This window comes from Streptomyces koelreuteriae, from assembly GCF_018604545.1.
Lineage (GTDB): Bacteria > Actinomycetota > Actinomycetes > Streptomycetales > Streptomycetaceae > Streptomyces > Streptomyces koelreuteriae.
The window spans coordinates 550,189-567,508 of record NZ_CP075896.1 but is presented as its reverse complement, the minus strand read 5'-3'; the positions used below and the strand labels follow the sequence as shown (position 1 = coordinate 567,508).

General features: G+C 70.3%; 15 protein-coding genes. 10 read left to right on the top strand and 5 right to left on the bottom strand.

Translation table 11 applies throughout. The annotated features are described in order from the left end of the window. Nucleotides 1-165 precede the first annotated feature (165 nt). Nucleotides 166-2,400, top strand: a complete 2,235-nt coding sequence (locus tag KJK29_RS02535; RefSeq protein WP_215116949.1) for an alpha-L-fucosidase — start codon at nucleotides 166-168, stop codon at nucleotides 2,398-2,400. Nucleotides 2,401-2,417: 17 nt separating this feature from the next. Here KJK29_RS02535 and KJK29_RS02530 read toward each other — a convergent pair whose 3' ends face one another. From KJK29_RS02530 to KJK29_RS02520, 3 genes are all read right to left on the bottom strand, one after another. Beyond that, nucleotides 2,418-3,821, bottom strand: coding sequence for an NAD(P)/FAD-dependent oxidoreductase (locus KJK29_RS02530; protein ID WP_215116948.1), 1,404 nt, complete (start codon nucleotides 3,819-3,821; stop codon nucleotides 2,418-2,420). Nucleotides 3,822-3,829: 8 nt separating this feature from the next. Beyond that, a complete protein-coding gene (locus KJK29_RS02525; protein WP_215116947.1) occupies nucleotides 3,830-4,501 on the bottom strand; it encodes an HAD-IA family hydrolase in 672 nt (223 codons plus the stop codon). A 173-nt stretch (nucleotides 4,502-4,674) separates the two neighbouring features. Beyond that, the gene (locus KJK29_RS02520; RefSeq protein WP_215116946.1) at nucleotides 4,675-5,334 is read right to left on the bottom strand and encodes an SDR family NAD(P)-dependent oxidoreductase; all 660 of its coding nucleotides are present in this window, start codon (nucleotides 5,332-5,334) and stop codon (nucleotides 4,675-4,677) included. A gap of 167 nt (nucleotides 5,335-5,501) precedes the next feature. On the opposite strand from KJK29_RS02520, the gene KJK29_RS02515 reads away from it, so the two are divergent. Beyond that, a complete protein-coding gene (locus KJK29_RS02515; RefSeq protein WP_215116945.1) occupies nucleotides 5,502-6,851 on the top strand; it encodes an MFS transporter in 1,350 nt (449 codons plus the stop codon). A gap of 24 nt (nucleotides 6,852-6,875) precedes the next feature. Continuing rightward, nucleotides 6,876-8,459, top strand: a complete 1,584-nt coding sequence (locus KJK29_RS02510; RefSeq protein ID WP_215116944.1) for a PucR family transcriptional regulator — start codon at nucleotides 6,876-6,878, stop codon at nucleotides 8,457-8,459. 44 nt (nucleotides 8,460-8,503) lie between these two features. On the opposite strand, the gene KJK29_RS02505 is transcribed toward KJK29_RS02510, so the two are convergent. Further along, on the bottom strand, nucleotides 8,504-9,502 hold the full coding sequence (locus tag KJK29_RS02505) for a 2-hydroxyacid dehydrogenase (protein WP_215116943.1): 999 nt from the start codon (nucleotides 9,500-9,502) through the stop codon (nucleotides 8,504-8,506). Nucleotides 9,503-9,593: 91 nt separating this feature from the next. Then, nucleotides 9,594-10,511, bottom strand: a complete 918-nt coding sequence (gene nac / locus KJK29_RS02500) for a nitrogen assimilation transcriptional regulator NAC (protein ID WP_215116942.1) — start codon at nucleotides 10,509-10,511, stop codon at nucleotides 9,594-9,596. A 256-nt stretch (nucleotides 10,512-10,767) separates the two neighbouring features. Between nac and KJK29_RS02495 the strand changes: the two genes are divergently transcribed. The 7 genes from KJK29_RS02495 to KJK29_RS02465 all read left to right on the top strand — a co-directional run bounded on the left by KJK29_RS02495 (nucleotide 10,768) and on the right by KJK29_RS02465 (nucleotide 17,317). Next, nucleotides 10,768-11,550: a LamB/YcsF family protein gene (locus KJK29_RS02495; RefSeq protein WP_215116941.1), complete on the top strand. Its 783-nt coding sequence runs from the start codon at nucleotides 10,768-10,770 to the stop codon at nucleotides 11,548-11,550. Between the two features lies 1 nt (nucleotide 11,551). Beyond that, nucleotides 11,552-12,265, top strand: coding sequence for a 5-oxoprolinase subunit B family protein (locus KJK29_RS02490; protein WP_215116940.1), 714 nt, complete (start codon nucleotides 11,552-11,554; stop codon nucleotides 12,263-12,265). After that, the gene (locus KJK29_RS02485; RefSeq protein WP_215116939.1) at nucleotides 12,258-13,244 is read left to right on the top strand and encodes a 5-oxoprolinase subunit C family protein; all 987 of its coding nucleotides are present in this window, start codon (nucleotides 12,258-12,260) and stop codon (nucleotides 13,242-13,244) included. Before KJK29_RS02490 ends, KJK29_RS02485 begins: the two co-directional genes overlap by 8 nt. 96 nt (nucleotides 13,245-13,340) lie before the next feature. Continuing rightward, a complete protein-coding gene (locus KJK29_RS02480) occupies nucleotides 13,341-14,651 on the top strand; it encodes an MFS transporter (RefSeq protein ID WP_215116938.1) in 1,311 nt (436 codons plus the stop codon). Between the two features lie 35 nt (nucleotides 14,652-14,686). Further along, nucleotides 14,687-15,430, top strand: a complete 744-nt coding sequence (locus KJK29_RS02475) for an SDR family oxidoreductase (RefSeq protein WP_215116937.1) — start codon at nucleotides 14,687-14,689, stop codon at nucleotides 15,428-15,430. Nucleotides 15,431-15,434: 4 nt separating this feature from the next. After that, a complete protein-coding gene (locus KJK29_RS02470; protein WP_215116936.1) occupies nucleotides 15,435-16,646 on the top strand; it encodes an aspartate transaminase in 1,212 nt (403 codons plus the stop codon). Continuing rightward, nucleotides 16,643-17,317, top strand: a complete 675-nt coding sequence (locus KJK29_RS02465) for a 4-carboxy-4-hydroxy-2-oxoadipate aldolase/oxaloacetate decarboxylase (protein ID WP_215116935.1) — start codon at nucleotides 16,643-16,645, stop codon at nucleotides 17,315-17,317. The genes KJK29_RS02470 and KJK29_RS02465 overlap by 4 nt, the downstream gene beginning before the upstream one ends. Nucleotides 17,318-17,320 lie beyond the last annotated feature (3 nt).

Below are 17,320 nucleotides of genomic sequence, written 5' to 3'. Positions count from 1 at the left end.
CATACCATGTCTGATCGATCGGCGAGTCGTGTTCATCCCGAAATGCCGGTAGGTAAGCCAGAGTTGCCGACACTTTTCGTTCCGTCGAACCCGTTGACATCCCATGACTCAGGGTCGATCTTCGTGCCTAACGTCTCCTGCCCCCCTCATACCAGGGATGTCTCCATGCCGAGGTCCTCGATCAACAGACGCCAGTTCCTGGCCAGTGCCACCTGCGTCGCCGCGGCGGCCGGTGCCGCAGGTGCGTTCGGTGCCGGCGGCGCGCAGGCGGCGTCCCGGAGGTACACGCCCGACTGGGCTTCGGTGGACCGGCATCCACCGGCCCCGGAGTGGTTCAAGGACGCCAAGTTCGGCGTCTACTTCCACTGGGGCGCCTTCAGCGTTCCGGCCTACGACAGCGAGTGGTACCCGCGCAACATGTACGCGGACGGCAGCAACGCCAACAAGCACCACATCGCGACCTACGGCAACCCGTCGGCCTGGCCGTTCCACCACTTCATCGACGGCGCGCGAGACCGGGCGGGCAACACCGTGCGGTTCGCGCCGAAGCTGAAGTCTGAGGGCGGGAACTTCGACCCCGAGGAGTGGGCGCAGCTCTTCGTCGACGCGGGTGCCAGGTTCGCCGGCCCGGTGGCGGAGCATCATGACGGCTTCTCCATGTGGGACAGCCAGGTCAACGAGTGGAACTCGGTGGACAAGGGCCCGAGGCTGGACCTGCTGCGGATCTTCACCACGGCCATCCGGGCCAAGGGCATCAAGCTGCTGGTGGCGATGCACCACGCGTACAACTACAACGGCTACTTCGAGCACGCGCCCGCCCAGACGGACCCCGGCCTCAAGAAGCTCTACGGGCAGTTGAGCGTGAAGGAGGAGAACCAGCTCTGGTACGACAAGCTCAAGGAGGTCATCGACCGGGCCGAACCCGACATCCTCTGGCAGGACTTCAAGCTGGACGCCGTCGACGAGACGCAGCGGCTGAACTTCCTGGCGTACTACTACAACCAGGCCATCCGCTGGGGCCGCGAGGTCGTCGCCACCTACAAGGACGGCATGAACGGCAAGGGCGAGGTCTTCGACTACGAGCGCGGCGGCCCGGCCGACCTCACCGCCCCGTACTGGCTCACCGACGACAGCATCTCCAGCAACAGCTGGTGCCACACCCAGAACATCGGCTACTACAGCACCCGGCAGATGCTGCACTCCTTCATCGACCGGGTCAGCAAGAACGGCAACATGCTGCTGAACATCGCGCCGAAGGCCGACGGCACCGTTCCCCAGGTGCAGAAGGACATCCTGCTGGGCATCGGAGACCATCTGAAGCGCTTCGGGGAGTCGGTGTACTCGACCCGCGCGTGGACCGCGTACGGCGAGGGGCCGACGAAGATGGGCGGCGGCTCCTTCACCCGGCCCACGGCCGGTACCGCGCAGGACATCCGCTTCACACGGAACAAGGCGAACACCGTCCTGTACGCCACCGTGCTCGGCTGGCCCGGCAGCTCACTGACCGTCACGACGCTGAACACGGAACGGATCGACCTCTCGTCGCTCACCTCCGTGAAGCTGCTCGGCTCCACCGCGGGCACCTACACGGACCTGCCGAAGCGGACGCAGGACGCGTCGGGGCTGACGATCACGCTGCCGTCCTCGGCGCCGTACAGCGCCGAAGCGTACGTCCTGAAGCTCGCGTTCTCCGGCCGGATCCCCGGCCTGCGCCCGTCGGCGGGTGCCGTCGGCTACCGGGAGGTGAACCACTCCGGCGTCGCCGCCGTGCTCCCCGTCGGCGACTACACCGCGGACGACCTGACCGCGGCCGGACTGGGCCCCCGCACCCTCTCCTCCCTGCGACTGGCCCCCGGCTACCAGGTCATCGGCTGGTCCGGCGACCACTTCACCGGCCGCTCCTGGACGTTCACCGCCGACAACGCCGATCTGCGGGGTACGGGTGGCAACGACCGGGTCACCTCGCTCAAGGTCCAGTTCAGGCCCTCGACGTACTTCCGCGTCATCAACGTCACCGACGGACTGGCCCTCGACAGCGGCGGCGACGTCGCCTCCGGGTCCGACCTCAAGCAGTGGAGCTGGGACGGCAGCGACAATCTGCGGTGGCAGGCTCTGGAGGTCGGAGGCGGCTACTACAAGCTGGTCAACCGCGCCAACGGCATGGTCGCCGACGGCTGGGGCGCCACCACCGACGGTTCCGCCGCCCGGCAGGCTGTCTGGAACGGCGGGAACAACCAGCAGTGGACGATCACCCACCGGGGCGACGGCCGCTACTCCATCGCCAACCGGACCACCGGCCTGGTCCTCGACGGCGGTGGCACCGTGCCCTCGGGCTCCGTCACCAAGCAGTGGACCTACGGCAACAGCACCAATCTGCTGTGGACGTTCACGGCCCTCTGACCGCTGCCGGTGCGTCGTCAGGGGCGTCGGCTGATCACGTCGGCCAGCCTCGCCAGCCGGGACGCGCGTCGGCTCCCGGCGAGTTCCTTGCGGTCGGCGCGGCTGTACGCCAGATACATGGACCGCACGCCCAGCCACCGCAGCGGTTCGACCTCCCACCGTCGTGAGGTGTGGCCCACCCAGGGAAGCCGGGTGAGTTCGGTGTCGTGGCCGAGGACCAGATCGCGCAGGGTGCGGCCGGCCAGGTTGGTGGTGGTGAGGCCCTGGCCGACGTACCCGCCGGCATGCCCGAGTCCGGTGGCCGGGTCGAAGACCGCGCTGGAGCACCAGTCCCGGGGCACGCCGAGGACGCCGCACCAGGCGTGTTCCACCCGGTGGCCGCGCGTGGCGGGGAACCTGCGGTGCAGGATCGACGTGAGGGACCGGATCGTCGCCTCCTGCGTGGCGCCGTCGCGGTCGGTGGCCGAGCCGAAGCGGTAGGGGATGCCCCGTCCGCCGATGGCGATCCGGCCGTCGGCCGTGCGCTGGCCGTACATATGGGAGTAGCACTTGTCGCCGAGGGTCTCGCCCCCGCTCCAGCCGATCTCGTCCCACACGGACTCCGGCAGGGGCTCGGTGACGATCATCGAGCTGTTCATGGGGAGCCAGGTGCGCCGCTCCCCGGCCAGGGACGCGGTGTAGCCCTCGGTCGCCCGCAGGATGACGGGAGCCCGGACGACACCCCGGTCGGTGTGCGCCGTGCCGCTCTCGATCCGGGTGACGGCCGTCGACTCCCGGATCGTGACGCCGAGGGACTCGACGACGTCGGCCAGGCCCCGGACGTAGCGGGCGGGCTGCATCCGGGCGCAGTGCGGGGTGTAGGCGGCCTTGAGCGCTTCCGGGATGCGCAGGCGCTCACGCAGTTCGCCGTCGTCCAGCAGCCGGGACTCGGCGACGCCCCACTTGTGGTCCTCGGTGACGCCGGAGGTCAGCCGCCGCACCTGCGACGGGGAGCAGGCGATGCGGAGGGTGCCGCCCTTGACGACATCGGCCTCGATGCCCTCGGCCGCGCCGACGGCGACGATCTCGTCCACGGCCTCGTGCATCATGCGCTGCTGCGCCTTGGTCGCGTCGACGCCGTACAGCTCCGCGAACCTGTCCCGGGACCCGGCGAGCAGCCCGGAGGCCCAGCCGCCGTTGCGCCCGGAGGCGCCGTAGCCCGCGAACTCCCGCTCCAGGACGACGATGTGGAGGGAGGGGTCGGCCTTCTTCAGGTAGTAGGCGGTCCACAGTCCGGTGAACCCGGCGCCGACGATGCAGACATCGGCGGTGGAGTCGCCCGGCAGCGCGGGGCGCAGCGGGGGCCGGCCGCCGATGGCCTCGAACCAGAACGAGACGTTTCCGTTGACGGGATCCGCCCGGGGCGTGGTGACAGCGTCCATGGCGGCGCTCACATCCCCAGCAGCGCGGGGAGTTCGGACAGGTCGCGGATCTCGTCGTAGGGCTGGTAGGCGTCGCTGCCCTTGAGGTCGTAGCGGTTCACCCAGACCCGTCGGGCGATGCCGAGGTCCTTGGTGGGCATGATGTCGTAGTCCCAGCCCTGCGCGGCATGGGTGATCTGGTCCCTGCTCTGCGGCAGCACCTCGAAGAGTTTCTCGAAGGCCTGGCGGCGGGGCTTGTAGGCGCCTGCCTGCTGGGCGGTGACCACATGGTCGAAGGGGACGCCGATGGTCTCCAGGTGGTACGGGATCAGATCGTCGTCGCTGTTGGTGAGGATGGCGATGTCGTAGCGCTCCTTGAGCGTGCGCAGCGCGTCGGGGACGTCGGGGAAGACCGGGAACCGCTCGGCGGCGGCGATCAGTTGCTCGTAGTCCTCGTCGCGGTACTCGATGCCGTGCAGCAGCATGCAGTTCTCGAGGCTGTCCCGCACGATCTCGCGGTAGCGGCGGTAGGGCTGGACGACGCCCTGGAAGCGCATGACGCGCAGGTTGTCGAGGAAGACCTCGTGGTCGACGCCGACCTCGTCGAGGCGGTCCCGGACGATGGGCAGGGTGGCGCGGTTGAGGTCGAAGTCGATCAGGGTGCGGTAGCAGTCGAAGGAGACGACGGGCCTCGGAGCCATGGGCGTTCCTCAGTGTCGTGCCGCGAGGGCGGCGGGACGTTTGTCTTCACTGTGAACCGAGGGAGCGTGGGGGAGACAGGAACAGACTGTCAGCGCATCGCCGTTCCGGTTGACACGACGTCGCGTGATCGCGGACCGGCGGCCCAACGCGCCAGCTGAGCAGCGCCTACGGCTCACCAGGCGAGTGGTTCCCGGTCCCGGAAGAAGCCGCCTGTGGGGCCGTCGTCGGGCAGGGTCGCCAGCCAGACGGGAGTGTCGGCCCCCTCGGCCGGGCCGCGTGTCGCGGTCGGGCTCATGTCGGTGCGCACCCAGCCGGGCGAGGCGGCGTTGACCAGCACCCCGGTGCCGGCGAGCTCCGCCGCCAGCAGCCGGGTCAGCGCGTTCAGCCCGGCCTTGGAGACGCGGTAGCCGGGTTCGGTCGGGCGGTCCATGAGGGCGAGCGAGCCCAGCGTGCTGCCGATGTTGACGATGCGTCCGTAACCTGCGGCGACCATGCCCGGGACGACCGCCTGGGCACACCGCCAGGCACCGAGGACATTGGTGTCCCAGACGTGGGCCGCCACACCGAGGTCCGCCGTCGCGGGCGTCTGCTTGCCGTCGGTGATCCCGGCGTTGTTGACGAGGATGTCGATGCGCCCGTCCTCGTCCAGGATCCGCCGCACCGCCGCCGTGACGCTCTTCTCGTCCCGTACGTCCAGCCGCACGTCGCGTGCGGTGCCTCCGCCCTCCCGTACGCCGCGCCACACGCGGACACCCTGTCCGGCCAGGCCTTCGGCGATGGCGGCGCCCAGTCCTCGGTTCGCGCCCGTGACCAGCGCGGTTCTCTGTTCCATGGCGACCAGCTGTACCGCAGTCGACCGGCCGCGCGATACCGGCGGGCGAGGAACGGAACGAGGTGTCAACCGGGCCCGGGACCACCTGACACTCTGTATCTGTCGGCCCCGGGTGACCTGTCCCACAGTGTCTGCACCCGGCCCTTGCCGACGAAAGGCGCTCCACCATGACAACCACCCTGGACGACGTTCCCGTCAATCGGTTCCATCGACGCCTGGTCGCGGTGGCGATGGGCGGTCCGTTCTGCGACGGCTATCTGCTCGGCATCATCGCCATCGCGCTGAGCCAGATCACCCCTCAGCTCCAGCTCGGTTCCGTGTGGTCAGGACTGCTCGCCAGTTCCGCCCTGATCGGGGTGTTCGTCGGGGCGCTGGTCTTCGGCGCCATCACCGACCGGGTCGGACGACGGCTGATGTACGTCCTCAACCTCGTGGTGTTCGTCGCCGCGTCGATCCCGCAGTTCTTCGTGAACGAGGCCTGGCAGCTCTTCGTCCTGCGCCTGATCATCGGGATCGCCGTCGGCGCCGACTACCCGATCGCCTCGGCCCTCACCGCCGAACTGGTCCCCAGGAAACTGCGGGGCAGCGCGTTGTCCGGGCTGGTGCTGTCGTGGTGGATCGGCTACGGCGCGAGCTACTGGATCGGGCTGGCCCTGATGGGCGTCGGCGACGACGCGTGGCGCTGGATGCTGGCCTCCGGGGCGGTTCCGGCGGCGATCTTCCTGGCCATGCGGGCCGGACTCCCGGAATCACCGCGCTGGCTGGCCAGCCGGGGCCGGGTGGACGAGGCGACCGCGATCGTACGGCGCTACATCGGACCCGACGTCCGGGTCGACGAACTCGTCGAGGAGAGCAGGGTGCCCCGGCGCACCGGCTCGGGCCTGGGCAACATCGGCGAGGTGTTCCGCCGCGGCTACACGAAACAGGTGGTGTTCTGCTCGACGTTCTTCCTGTGCCAGGTGGCGACGGGCTACGCGATCCGGACCTTCCAGCCGCAGATCCTCACGTCGATGGGCGTCGGCAACGCCACGACCAGCGCGGCCGTCATGATGCTCATCCCGATCCTGGGCGTGTCGACCGGACTGTTCCTGGTCAACCGGGTCGGCAGGAGGCCGCTGCTGATCGGCAGCTTCGTCGCGATCTTCGTCTCGCTGTTCTGTCTCGCGGTGCTGCCGCTGCACCTCGCCCTGCCGATCATCGTGCTGTTCCTGGTCTTCCACTTCGCCGAGGCAGCCGGAAGCGCCCTGCAGTTCCTCTATCCCAGTGAGCTCTTCCCCACCGATCTGCGGGCGACCGGGGTCGGCTTCGCCTCCGCCATGAGCCGTATCGGATCGGCCGGCGGCACGTTCTGTCTGCCGCTGCTCATCGCCGGGGTGGGCAACTCAGGAACGCTGCTGATCGGAGCGGGCATCACCCTCGTCGGCCTGGTGGTCTCACTGGCCCTGGCCCCGGAGACGAAGGACCGCCCCCTCACCTCCACGACCAAGACCGAGGCCGTGCCGGTCCGGCAGCCGTGACCCATTGCGTGGTGGCTCGAAAGCATGCAAGTTGTCAGGGTGAGCGACGGCGGGACAGTGACGGTGGCCGAGGTACTGGCCCTTCCGGTGCTGGTCCGCGGACTGCCGAAGGTCCTCGCGGGGCAGGACCGGCTGGACCGGCCCGTGCGCTGGGTGCATGTCACCGAGTGGGAGCACCCGGCGTCGGCCCTGCGGGGCGGCGAGCTGGTGCTGACCACCGGGTTCGGCTTCCCCAACCGGCTGGAGGAGTGGGCCGCCGAATTCGCGGACATCGGTGCCGCCGCCCTGGTGCTGGAACTCGGCCGCCGCTTCCAGGAAGCGCCGTATGAACTGGTCGCCGCGTGCCGGGCGCGGGGCGTGCCGCTGATCGTGCTGCAGCGCGGGATCAAGTTCGTCGACGTCACCCAGGAAGTGCACGCGATGATCCTGACCGGCCAGGTCCGCACCCTCCGGGCCGCGCAGCACGTCCACGACACCTTTACCGCGCTCTCCCTGCGCGGAGCCGGCGCCGACGAGGTCGTCCGGGCCGCCGCCACGATGACCGGCCGGGCCGTCGTCCTGGAGAACCTGGCCCACCAGGCCCTGATCTGCGCGCCCGGCGAAGCCATGGTGGAGGACGCGCTCAACCGGTGGGAGGAGCGCTCCCGGGCCACTCCCTCGCCCACCGAACGCACCGAGGTGTGCGGCCAGGAGGGCTGGCTGGTCACCTCCGTGGAGTTCCGCGGACAGCGCTGGGGACGACTGGCCATGCTCCCCGGATGCACCGCCGAGCAGCGGTTCCACACCGACCATGTGATGGTCCTGGAGCGGGCGGCCATCGCCCTCACCCTGTCCCGGCTCACCCATGAGACGCGCTGGGAGGAACAGGCCCAACGGGACGCGCTGCTCGACGTCCTGGAGCAGCGGCACCTGTCCTGGCGCGACACCCGGACGAAGATCACCGCGCTCGGCGTGCCCACCCATGGGCGCAGACTCGCCGTCGTGCTGGTCTGCGCCGCCGACCGCGACGCCCTCCTCGACAAGCTGCGCGCACGGCTGGAGGGCAGCGCCCTCGTGGGAGACCTGGGCGAGCGCGGCATCGGGTTGCTCCTGGCCTACCGGGAGCCGGGCGGCTGGCGTCCGCTGGCCACCGACATCAGCGAACTCGCCGGCGCACCCGTCTACGTCGGTGCCGAGGTGGGCGAACTGTCCGAGGTGGCCCGCTCCGCCGCCGAGGCGGAACAGGTCGCCGACGCCGTGCCGCCCGTCGGCCCGGCGGCCGTCCACACCATCGCCGACATCGGCCTGCCCCAGCTCTTCTACTCCCTGCGCGACGACCCCCGGATCCAGGCCTACGCCGAACGCCAACTGTCCGCGCTGCTCGCCCACGACCAGGACCACGGCACGGACCTGCTGACCACCCTGCGCCACTACCTCGCCTCCGCCGGTAACAAGTCGATCGCGGCCCGGCGCAGCCACCTGTCACGCCAGGCGCTCTACCAACGCCTGCACCTCATCGAGGACATCCTGCGTGCGGACCTCGAATCCGGCGACTGCCGGGCGCAGTTGCATGTCGCCATCGCGGCCCTGGACGCGCAACGGTCACGACATCGGCCGGGCCGGGCGTGATCCTCAGAGCCGGTGTGAGCGGTCCGGAGGCGTGAGGATTCCGCTCAGCGTGATGCCGCCTCCGTCGAGGACGGCACCGCCAGGCTGCCCGGCAGCGGCGTCCGCGCGGGGCGTTCGGCCAGGACGTCGAGGATGTTGTCCACCGCCAGATCGACCATGGCGGCCCGGGTGGCTTCGGTGGCCGAGCCGATGTGGGGGAGCGTGACCACGTTGGGCTCGGCGACCAGCGGAGACAACTCCGGTCCCATCGGCTCGCGTTCGAAGACGTCGAGTCCGGCGGAGTGCAGCCGCCCCTCACGGACGGCGTGCAGCAGGGCCTCCTCGTCTACGACACCGCCGCGGGCGGTGCTGACCAGCGTGGCCGTGGGCTTCATCGCGGCCAGTTCGGGGGCCGAGATCAGATGCCGTGTCTCCTCGGTGAGCGGCACGTGCAGCGACACGACGTCGGACTCGGCGAGCAGCGTGGCCAGATCGACCGAGGTGGAGAGGTCGTCGTCGGGCGCGTAGGGGTCGTGGTGGATCACGCGCATGCCGAATCCGTGGGCCCGGCGGGCCACCGCGCGGCCGATCTGGCCGTAGCCGACCAGACCGAGGGTGGCTCCGTGGATGTCCAGGCCGAGGTAGTCGTGCATCCGGAACAGACCCCAGGAGCCCGACGCCAGGCTCGCTCCGGCGGCGCCGATCCGTCGGCGGGCGGCGAGGATCAGGGCGAAGGTGAGGTCGGCGGTGGTCTCCGCGAGCACCCGTGGGGTGTGCGTGACGACGATGCCGCGCTCGGCGGCGGCGTTCCGGTCGACGTTGTCGAAGCCCATGCTCGCCAGCGCGACGACCCGCAGGGAGGGGCCGGCGGCGTCCATCAGCGCGCCGTCCACCGGGTCGTTGCCCAGAGCGAGGACGGCGCTGACTCCGGGAGCGAGCGCCGCGAGGTCCGAGGGGCCGGGCTTGCCGTCGCCCGGCCACGCCACCAATTCCGCTGCCCCGGCCAAACGGTCCAGGCCGTTGCCGGGCAGGTTTTCACGGGTGGTGAGCACACGCTTCTTCATTCATGTCTCCAGGGCAGCGATTTTCGCAGAAAGCTAGCCGCGACTGCCACCGGAAACAAATAGAGGTTCCGTGTGACGCTATTGCGTTTCCTTATCCTTCGTGCGGTGTCTCGTCAAAGGCCGTGATGAGTTCCAGGAACAGATCGTGCACCGCCAGGGCGGGTTCCGAGAGGGGTTGGTTGTCCGAGGTCACCAGGGACAGCTTCACCTGGATCACGGGATGCACGATGCGCCGCACCGACAATGAGCGGACATCGAGAATGGCCCGCGCGGCCGACCAGGGCAGGACGGTGGCGCCGAGGCCCGCGTCCACGGCGTTGACGAGCGTCAGCGCCGACTCGACCTCGCCCGCCACGTTCGGCAGGAGCGAGGCCTGCTGGAAAGCCGCGTCCACCACCTGCCGGATCGTGTGGATACGGCTGGGCAGCAGCAGCGGCACGTCCTTGAGCTCGTCCAGATCCACTTCACCCGCCTTGTGCGGGGCCGTGTCCCCGGGCGCGCCGATCAGGAACAGGTCCTCCGTCCGCAACGGCTCGAACTGCACACCCCGCAGCGGGCCGGCCCCGTAGATGAACGCCATGTCCATCCGCCCGGTCATGATGGCCTCGCTGATCACACCGCCGAAGTTCTCGTTGATGTGCAGCAGGATGTCCGGATAGCGCTCACGCACGCTCTTCAGCAGCGGCAGCGCGAGCGCCGCGCCCAGGCTGTACGGCGCGAGACCCACGGACACGCTGCCGGCGGGAGCCCGGCCGGAGACCTCCACGGCGGCGTGCGCGAGGTCCACCTGCCTCAGGATCAGCTGGGCGTGCCGGTACAGCGCCCGGCCCGCCTCGGTCGGGGCCACCCCGCGTTTGCTGCGGATCAGCAACTGCTGCCCGAACTGCGCCTCCAGCGCGGACAACTGCTGGCTGAGCGCGGGCTGCGCGATGTGCAGGATGTCCGCCGCGCGCGTGATGCTCCCCGCGTCAATGATCTTGATGAACGAGTACAGACGCCTGGTGTCCATGCGGGGCCTTCCACGGGGAGCGGAGCCTCATCGTAGGGAGGGGCCACCTCCCAGCACACCCCCGAGAGGGGCCTGGGGTGTGAGGCAGGTCATAACGGTTCGCGATAACGCCAGATCGAACGCATATTGGCGGTCGAGCGAGCAGGGGATTAAGTTGAGCGGAACATCCAGCCCGGATGGTTCTCGGGAAATCACCACCACGTGATGGCATTCCCCTCCTCGCATTGTCCTTCCCCATATTCTCCCGGAGGACTTCATGACCCCCATGGTTGATCTCGTCGCCGATCTCGGCGAGGGATTCGGCGCCTACACAATGGGCGACGACGAAGCGCTCCTGGAAATGCTGACATCCGCCAATGTCGCCTGCGGATTCCACGCCGGTGATCCGCGCATCATGGACGCCACCGTCCGGACCTGCGTGGAGAACCGGGTCGCCGTGGGCGCCCACCCGAGCTTTCCCGACCTGGTCGGCTTCGGCCGCCGCGCCATGGACCTCACGCCCGAGGAGGTCCGCACCGACGTGCTGTACCAGATCGGCGCCCTCCAGGCCTTCGCTGTCGCGCACGGCACCCGGGTGCAGCACGTCGCCCCGCACGGACGCCTGGGCAACCTGGTCGCCGTCCGCGCCGACTACGCCCGCGCCGTCGTGGACGCCGTCGCCTCCCTCGACGAGTCGCTGATCGTCCTCGCGCAGGACGGCGAACTCGCCGATGCCGCCCGGGCCCGCGGACTGCGCGTGGGCATCGTCGGCATCGCCGACCGCGCCTACCGCGACGACGGCACCCTCGTCCCCCGCTCGGAGCCCGGAGCGGTCGTCCACGACCCGGACGAGGTGGCCCGGCGGACCCTGCGCATGGTCACCGAGGGAGTCATCCGCAGCGCCGGGGGCAAGGACATCCCGGTCGCCTGCGACACCGTCCTGCTGCACGGCGACAGCCCCGGCGCGATCGCCCTGGCCGGCCGCATCCGCCGCGAACTCCTCGCCGCCGGTGTCGAGATCACCTCGCTCGACAAGGTGCTGAGCGGGACGGGCTCCTGACATGAACGCCAACATCACGATCACGGACTGCGGCGACTCCGCCCTGACCGCGAGGGCCGTTGGCCTGGACGCCGAGGACGCCTGGCGGCTCGTCCACGCCTTGGCTGACGCCCTGGACGCCGTCCGGCTCCCCGGAGTCCACGACGTGGTGCCCACCTACGACGCCCTGCTCGTGGAGTTCGACTCCACCGGCACCGACCACGACACCGTCCGGCGGATCGTGGCGCACGAGGCCGCCCGCCTCGGACCGGACCCCGCACCGGCAGCGCCGCCCCGACGCTTCGTCGTACCCGTCGTCTACGGCGGCGAGCACGGGCCCGACCTGCCCGAGGTCGCCCGCCAGCTCGGCCTGACCGAGAGCGAGGTCGTCGCCCTGCACTCCGGGAGCGACCTCACCGTGCGCTGCCTCGGAGCGCCCGCCGGAGCACCGATGACGGACGGCCCGCCCTTCCCGAAACCCGTGCCGAGGCTGGCGTCGCCCCGCACCCACGTCGACCCGGGCGCGGTCGCCGTCGCCGGGCGGCAGGCCGTCATCTGCCCGATGCCCTCGCCCGGCGGCTGGCCGCTCCTCGGACGCACCCCCGTGCGCGTCCTCGACCTGCACAGTGACCCGATCACCGCCTACCGGCCCGGGGACACCTTCCGCTTCGTCCCCATCACCCCCGACGAGTGGGACGACCACGCCGGCACCTCCCTGGCGGCCTGCCATGGCTGACACCCTCACGATCCGCACCCCGGGCATCGCCACCGTGCAGGACCTCGGCCGGGTCGGCCGCTCCCGCTACGGTCTGCCCGCCGGGGGAGCCGCCGACCAGCACTCGGCGCGCGTCGCCAACGTCCTGTGCGGCAACGACGACCGCGCCCCCCTGCTGGAGATCACGGCCTTCGACTTCGCGTGCGTGCCCTCCGCCGACATCCTCGTCGCCGTCACCGGCGCCCCCGCCGACGTGACCGTCGACGGCAGTGCCCGCTCCCAGTGGGAACCGGTCTCCGTGTGCGCGGGCGAGACCCTCCGTGTCTCCGGCATCCGACGGGGACTGCGCGTCTACCTGGCCGTGCTCGGCTCGTTCGAGGCCGACTACCTTCAGGGCAGCTGCGCCCCCGACACCATCCTGGGCTTCGGCCCCGCCCTGCGCGCCGGCGACGAACTCGTGCTGCGCGCGGCCTGCCCGCCCCTGGACCACCCCTACTCACGGATCCCGCTGTTCCGTCTGCACGCTCCCGTCCCCCCGTTCCCCACCAGTTGGACGATCGACGTCACCGACGGCCCCGACCGGGCCGAGTTCGGCGACACCGCAAGCCGGCTGTTCGAGGCTCCCTTCACCGTCAGCCCGCGCAGCAACCACATCGGCCTGCGACTGCAGGGCGAGGTGCCCCGCCGCGTCACCCAGGGCGAGATCCTCTCCCGCGGGGTCCCCATCGGCGCCGTCGAAGTGCCGGCGGGCGACGAACTTCTCGTGCTGCACCGCGGCCGCGGCGTCACGGCCGGCTACCCCGTCCTGGCCGTCGTCACCGCCACCGGCCTGTCCTCCCTCGGGCAGGTGCGCCCCGGGCAGACCATCCGCTTCCGGCACCGCACCCTCGACCAGGCGGTCACCGCCCACCGCGCCCAGCGGGGCGCCGTCGACGCCCTGCGCACCCGCGTCCGCACCGCCTTCGACGCCCTGCGCATCCGCGCCCCCGACACGGCCTGACCGACCGGCCACGTCCCCAACGTCCCCCCTCGCCCGCCCGCACGGAGCCCCACGCCCCTCGCCTCGTCCCCAGCCCGCCGCAAGACAGGAGACGCCATGACCACCATGGCCGCTCAGCCCGTCCCCAACACCGTCGACCCGAGAACAGCCCGGAAGGTCACCCTCGCGGGATGCGTCGGCATCTTCGCCGAGCTCTACGACAACGGCATCTTCGGCTTCATGGCCGGCACGCTCGCCGCCGTCTTCTTCCCCGGCTCCGACGACGCCGTCATGCTCGTCTTCCTCGGGTACGCCGTCTCCTTCTTCTTCCGCCCCCTCGGCGGCATCATCTGCGGCCATCTCGGCGACCGCATCGGACGCCAGCGGATGCTGGTCTTCGTCATCCTGCTCATCAGCGTCGCCACCGCGGCCATCGGCCTGCTGCCCACCTACGCGAGCATCGGCATCGCCGCACCGGTCCTGCTGATCCTGCTGCGCGTCGCCCAGGGCTTCTCCGTCGGCGGCGAGGCCTCGGGCGCGATGAGCTTCCTCGCCGAGCACGCCCCGGAGGGCAAGCGCGGCCTCTACACCAGCTACGCGCAGATCGCCTCCTTCCTCTCCCTGCTCACCGGCACGCTGGTCGCCGCCGGCATGACCAGCGGACTCGGCGACGAGCGCATGGAGTCCTGGGGCTGGCGCATACCGTTCCTGCTCGCCGTGCCGCTCGGCATCACCGGCATCTACATCCGCAAGCGCATCAGCGACACGCCCAACTTCAACCGCCTGAAGGAAGAGGGAGGCCTCTCCAAGAACCCCCTGAAGGAGGCGTTCACCTCCGCCGAGCACCGCCGCGCCATGCTGCTGGCCCTGTTCATCCCCCTGATGAACGGCTCCGGGTACTACGTCCTGTTCAGCTACATGCCCACCTTCATGAGCAGCGAGCTCGACTTCGGCAAGGTCCAGGGGCTGCTCGTCACCGCCTCCAGTCTGGTCGCGATCTGTATCGCCATCCCCTACATGGGCCGTCTCTCCGACCGGATCGGACGCAAGAAGGTCATCGCCGGCTCGGCGATCGCCATGGCCGTCGTCGGCATTCCCTGTTACCTGCTGATCGGCACCGGCAACCTCGCCCTCGCCGTCGTCGGCGCCTGTGTCATGGCCGTCGTGTTCGCCGGGCACACCGGCGTCATCCACATCCTGCTCGTCGAACTGTTCCCCACCCGGGTGCGCTACTCCGCCTACGGCCTGGGCTACAACGTCTCCTCCGCGCTGTTCGGCGGCACGGCCCCGCTGCTGATGACCTACCTCATCGCCCAGACGGGCAACGTCAACATGCCGGCCTTCTACGCCGTCGTCACCGCCCTCGGCACCCTCATCGCCGTGTCCCGGGTGAAGGACCGCGCCCACCTGCCCCTGCGCGACGCCTGAACACCCTTTCCCTCAACTTCTAGGAGCACAGCAGCATGCCCATCTCCGACTACAGGACGGCCCTCGTCACCGGAGCGTCGACCGGCATCGGAGCCGTGGTCGTCGAGCGACTCGCCAAGCACGGCCTCGAGGTGCACGCGGTGGCGCGCAACGCCGAACGGCTCGACGCCCTCGCCCGCGACACCGGTTGCGTCCCGCACGCCGTCGACATCACCGACACCGAGGCCCTCACCGCCGAGCTGGCCGGCCTGGACATCGACATCCTTGTCAACAACGCGGGTGTCTCACGCACCGGCAACATCCTGACCGCCGACGAGTTCGCCGTGGACGAGCAGGTCGCCGTCAACATCCAGGCCGTCCTGCACCTGGTGCGCCTGATCATGCCCGGCATGGTCGAGCGCGACCTCGGCCACATCGTCAACATCAGCTCCATCGCCGGCGTCTACAACTTCGGCGGCAACACCATCTACCACGCCACGAAGGCCGCCGTGCACACCCTCTCCCGCCAGCTCCGGGTCGACGGCTACGGCCGCCGGGTCCGCGTCACCGAGATCTGCCCGGGGCGCGTGGAGACGGAGATCTTCGGCCGGCTCCTCGGCGACATGGAGGAGGCCCAGCGGCGGTTCTACGACGGCTACGAGTCCCTCAAGCCCGAGGACATCGCCGACTCCATCGAGTTCGCCGTCGACTCGCCCCGGCACGTCAACATCGGCCACATCGAGATCCTGCCCACCTTCCAGGTCCCCGGCGGCCTCAACTTCGAGCGCAGGGAGGGCTGATCCCATGGACACGGCAGAGCGGGTACGCCGTATCAAGCCCTCGCCCAGCACGGCCGCCGCCCAGCGCGTACGCGAACTGAAGAGCCAGGGCCACACCATCCTCGACCTGACCGTGGGCGAGCCCGACTTCGACACCCCCGACCACGTCAAGGCCGCCGCGATCGAGGCCATCGAGGCGGGCGAGACCAAGTACACGCCCGTGAACGGCACACCGGCCCTGCGCGCCGCGATCACCGGCAAGCTCCACGAGCGCCACGGGCTGGAGTGCGACGACGCGCGGATCGCGGTCGGCGGCGGAGCCAAGCAGGTCATCTTCCTCGCCCTGATGGCCACCCTGGACGAAGGGGACGAGGTCATCGTCCCCGCCCCGTACTGGGTGTCCTATCCGGACATGGTCCGCGCCAACGACGGCACCCCGGTCATCGTGGACTGCCCCGAGACGGACGGCTTCAAGCTCACCCCGGAGCGGCTCGGGGCGGCCATCACCGACCGCACCCGCTGGGTCGTCCTCAACACCCCCGGCAACCCGACCGGCTCCGCCTACACCCCCACCGAACTGCGGGCACTCGCCCAGGTGTTGCTGGACCATCCGCGGGTGCGCGTCCTCACCGACGAGATCTACGACGAGATCTGGTACCGCGAGGAGGACGCCCCGTCGCTCGCCGCCGTCGAACCCCGTCTGGCCGAGCGGGTGTTCCTCACCAACGGCGTCTCCAAGACGTACGCGATGACCGGCTGGCGGATCGGCTACGGCGTGGGCCCGGCGGACCTGGTGACCGCGATCAACACACTGCAGTCCCAGACCTCCTCCTGCCCCTCCTCCGTGAGCCAGGCCGCCGCCGCTGCCGCCCTCACCGGACCGCAGGACTTCGTCCGGGAGACCGTGAGCGTCTACCGCGCACGCCGCGACGCCACCGTGAAGCTCATCAACGACATTCCCGGTCTCAGCTGCACCGTCCCCGACGGCGGCTTCTACCTCCTGGTCAACTGCCAGGGCGCGATCGGGAAGTTCACCCCGTCGGGAAGCCGGATCGAGAGCGACGAGGACTTCGCCCGCCACCTCCTCGACAGCGGGCAGGTGGCGGTCATCCACGGAGCCGCGTACGGCGCGCCCGGCTACTTCCGCATCTCCTTCGCCACGTCGACGGACGTGCTCACCGAGGCCTGCGCCCGCATCGCCACCGCCTGCACCACTCTGTCCGAGAGGCCGTCATGATCCGCGTCAGCACCAAGTTCGACCGCCCCGCCCCGGAACTCGTCGAACGCCTCGCCGCCTACTCCTCGGCCACCCTCCACGAAGCCCAGGGCAGGCTGGGCGCCCTCGACTCGACCCTCAAGCCGGTCGACCACCGCATGTCCCTCTGCGGCCCCGCCTTCACGGTCCAGTGCGCGCCCCGCGACAACCTGATGCTGCAGACCGCCATCGCCTACGCCCGCCCCGGGGACGTCATCGTCGTCTCCGCCGGCGCCTACGAGGAGGCCGGCTCCTTCGGGGACGTCCTCGCCAACGCCTGCCAGTCCAAGGGGCTCGGCGGGCTGATCACCGACACGGGCGTGCGGGACACCGAGGACCTGCGCGCCCTGGGATTCCCCGTCTTCTCCCGCAGCATCTCCATCAAGGGCACGGTCAAGGAGACCGTCGGGCCGATGTGCGAGCCGGTCACCGTCGGCGGCGTGCTCGTCCGCCCCGGCGATGTGATGCGGGCCGACGCCGACGGCGTGGTCGTCGTACGCCGTGAGGACGCCGCCGAGGTGGCCGCCGCCTCGCAGCAGCGGGTCGACACCGAGGCGGACTACATCGCCGCGTACCGCGCGGGCCGGACCGTCATCGACATCTGCGGGCTCGAGCCGCTGCTCGCGGCGAAGGGGCTGGTGATCGAGGAGTAGCGA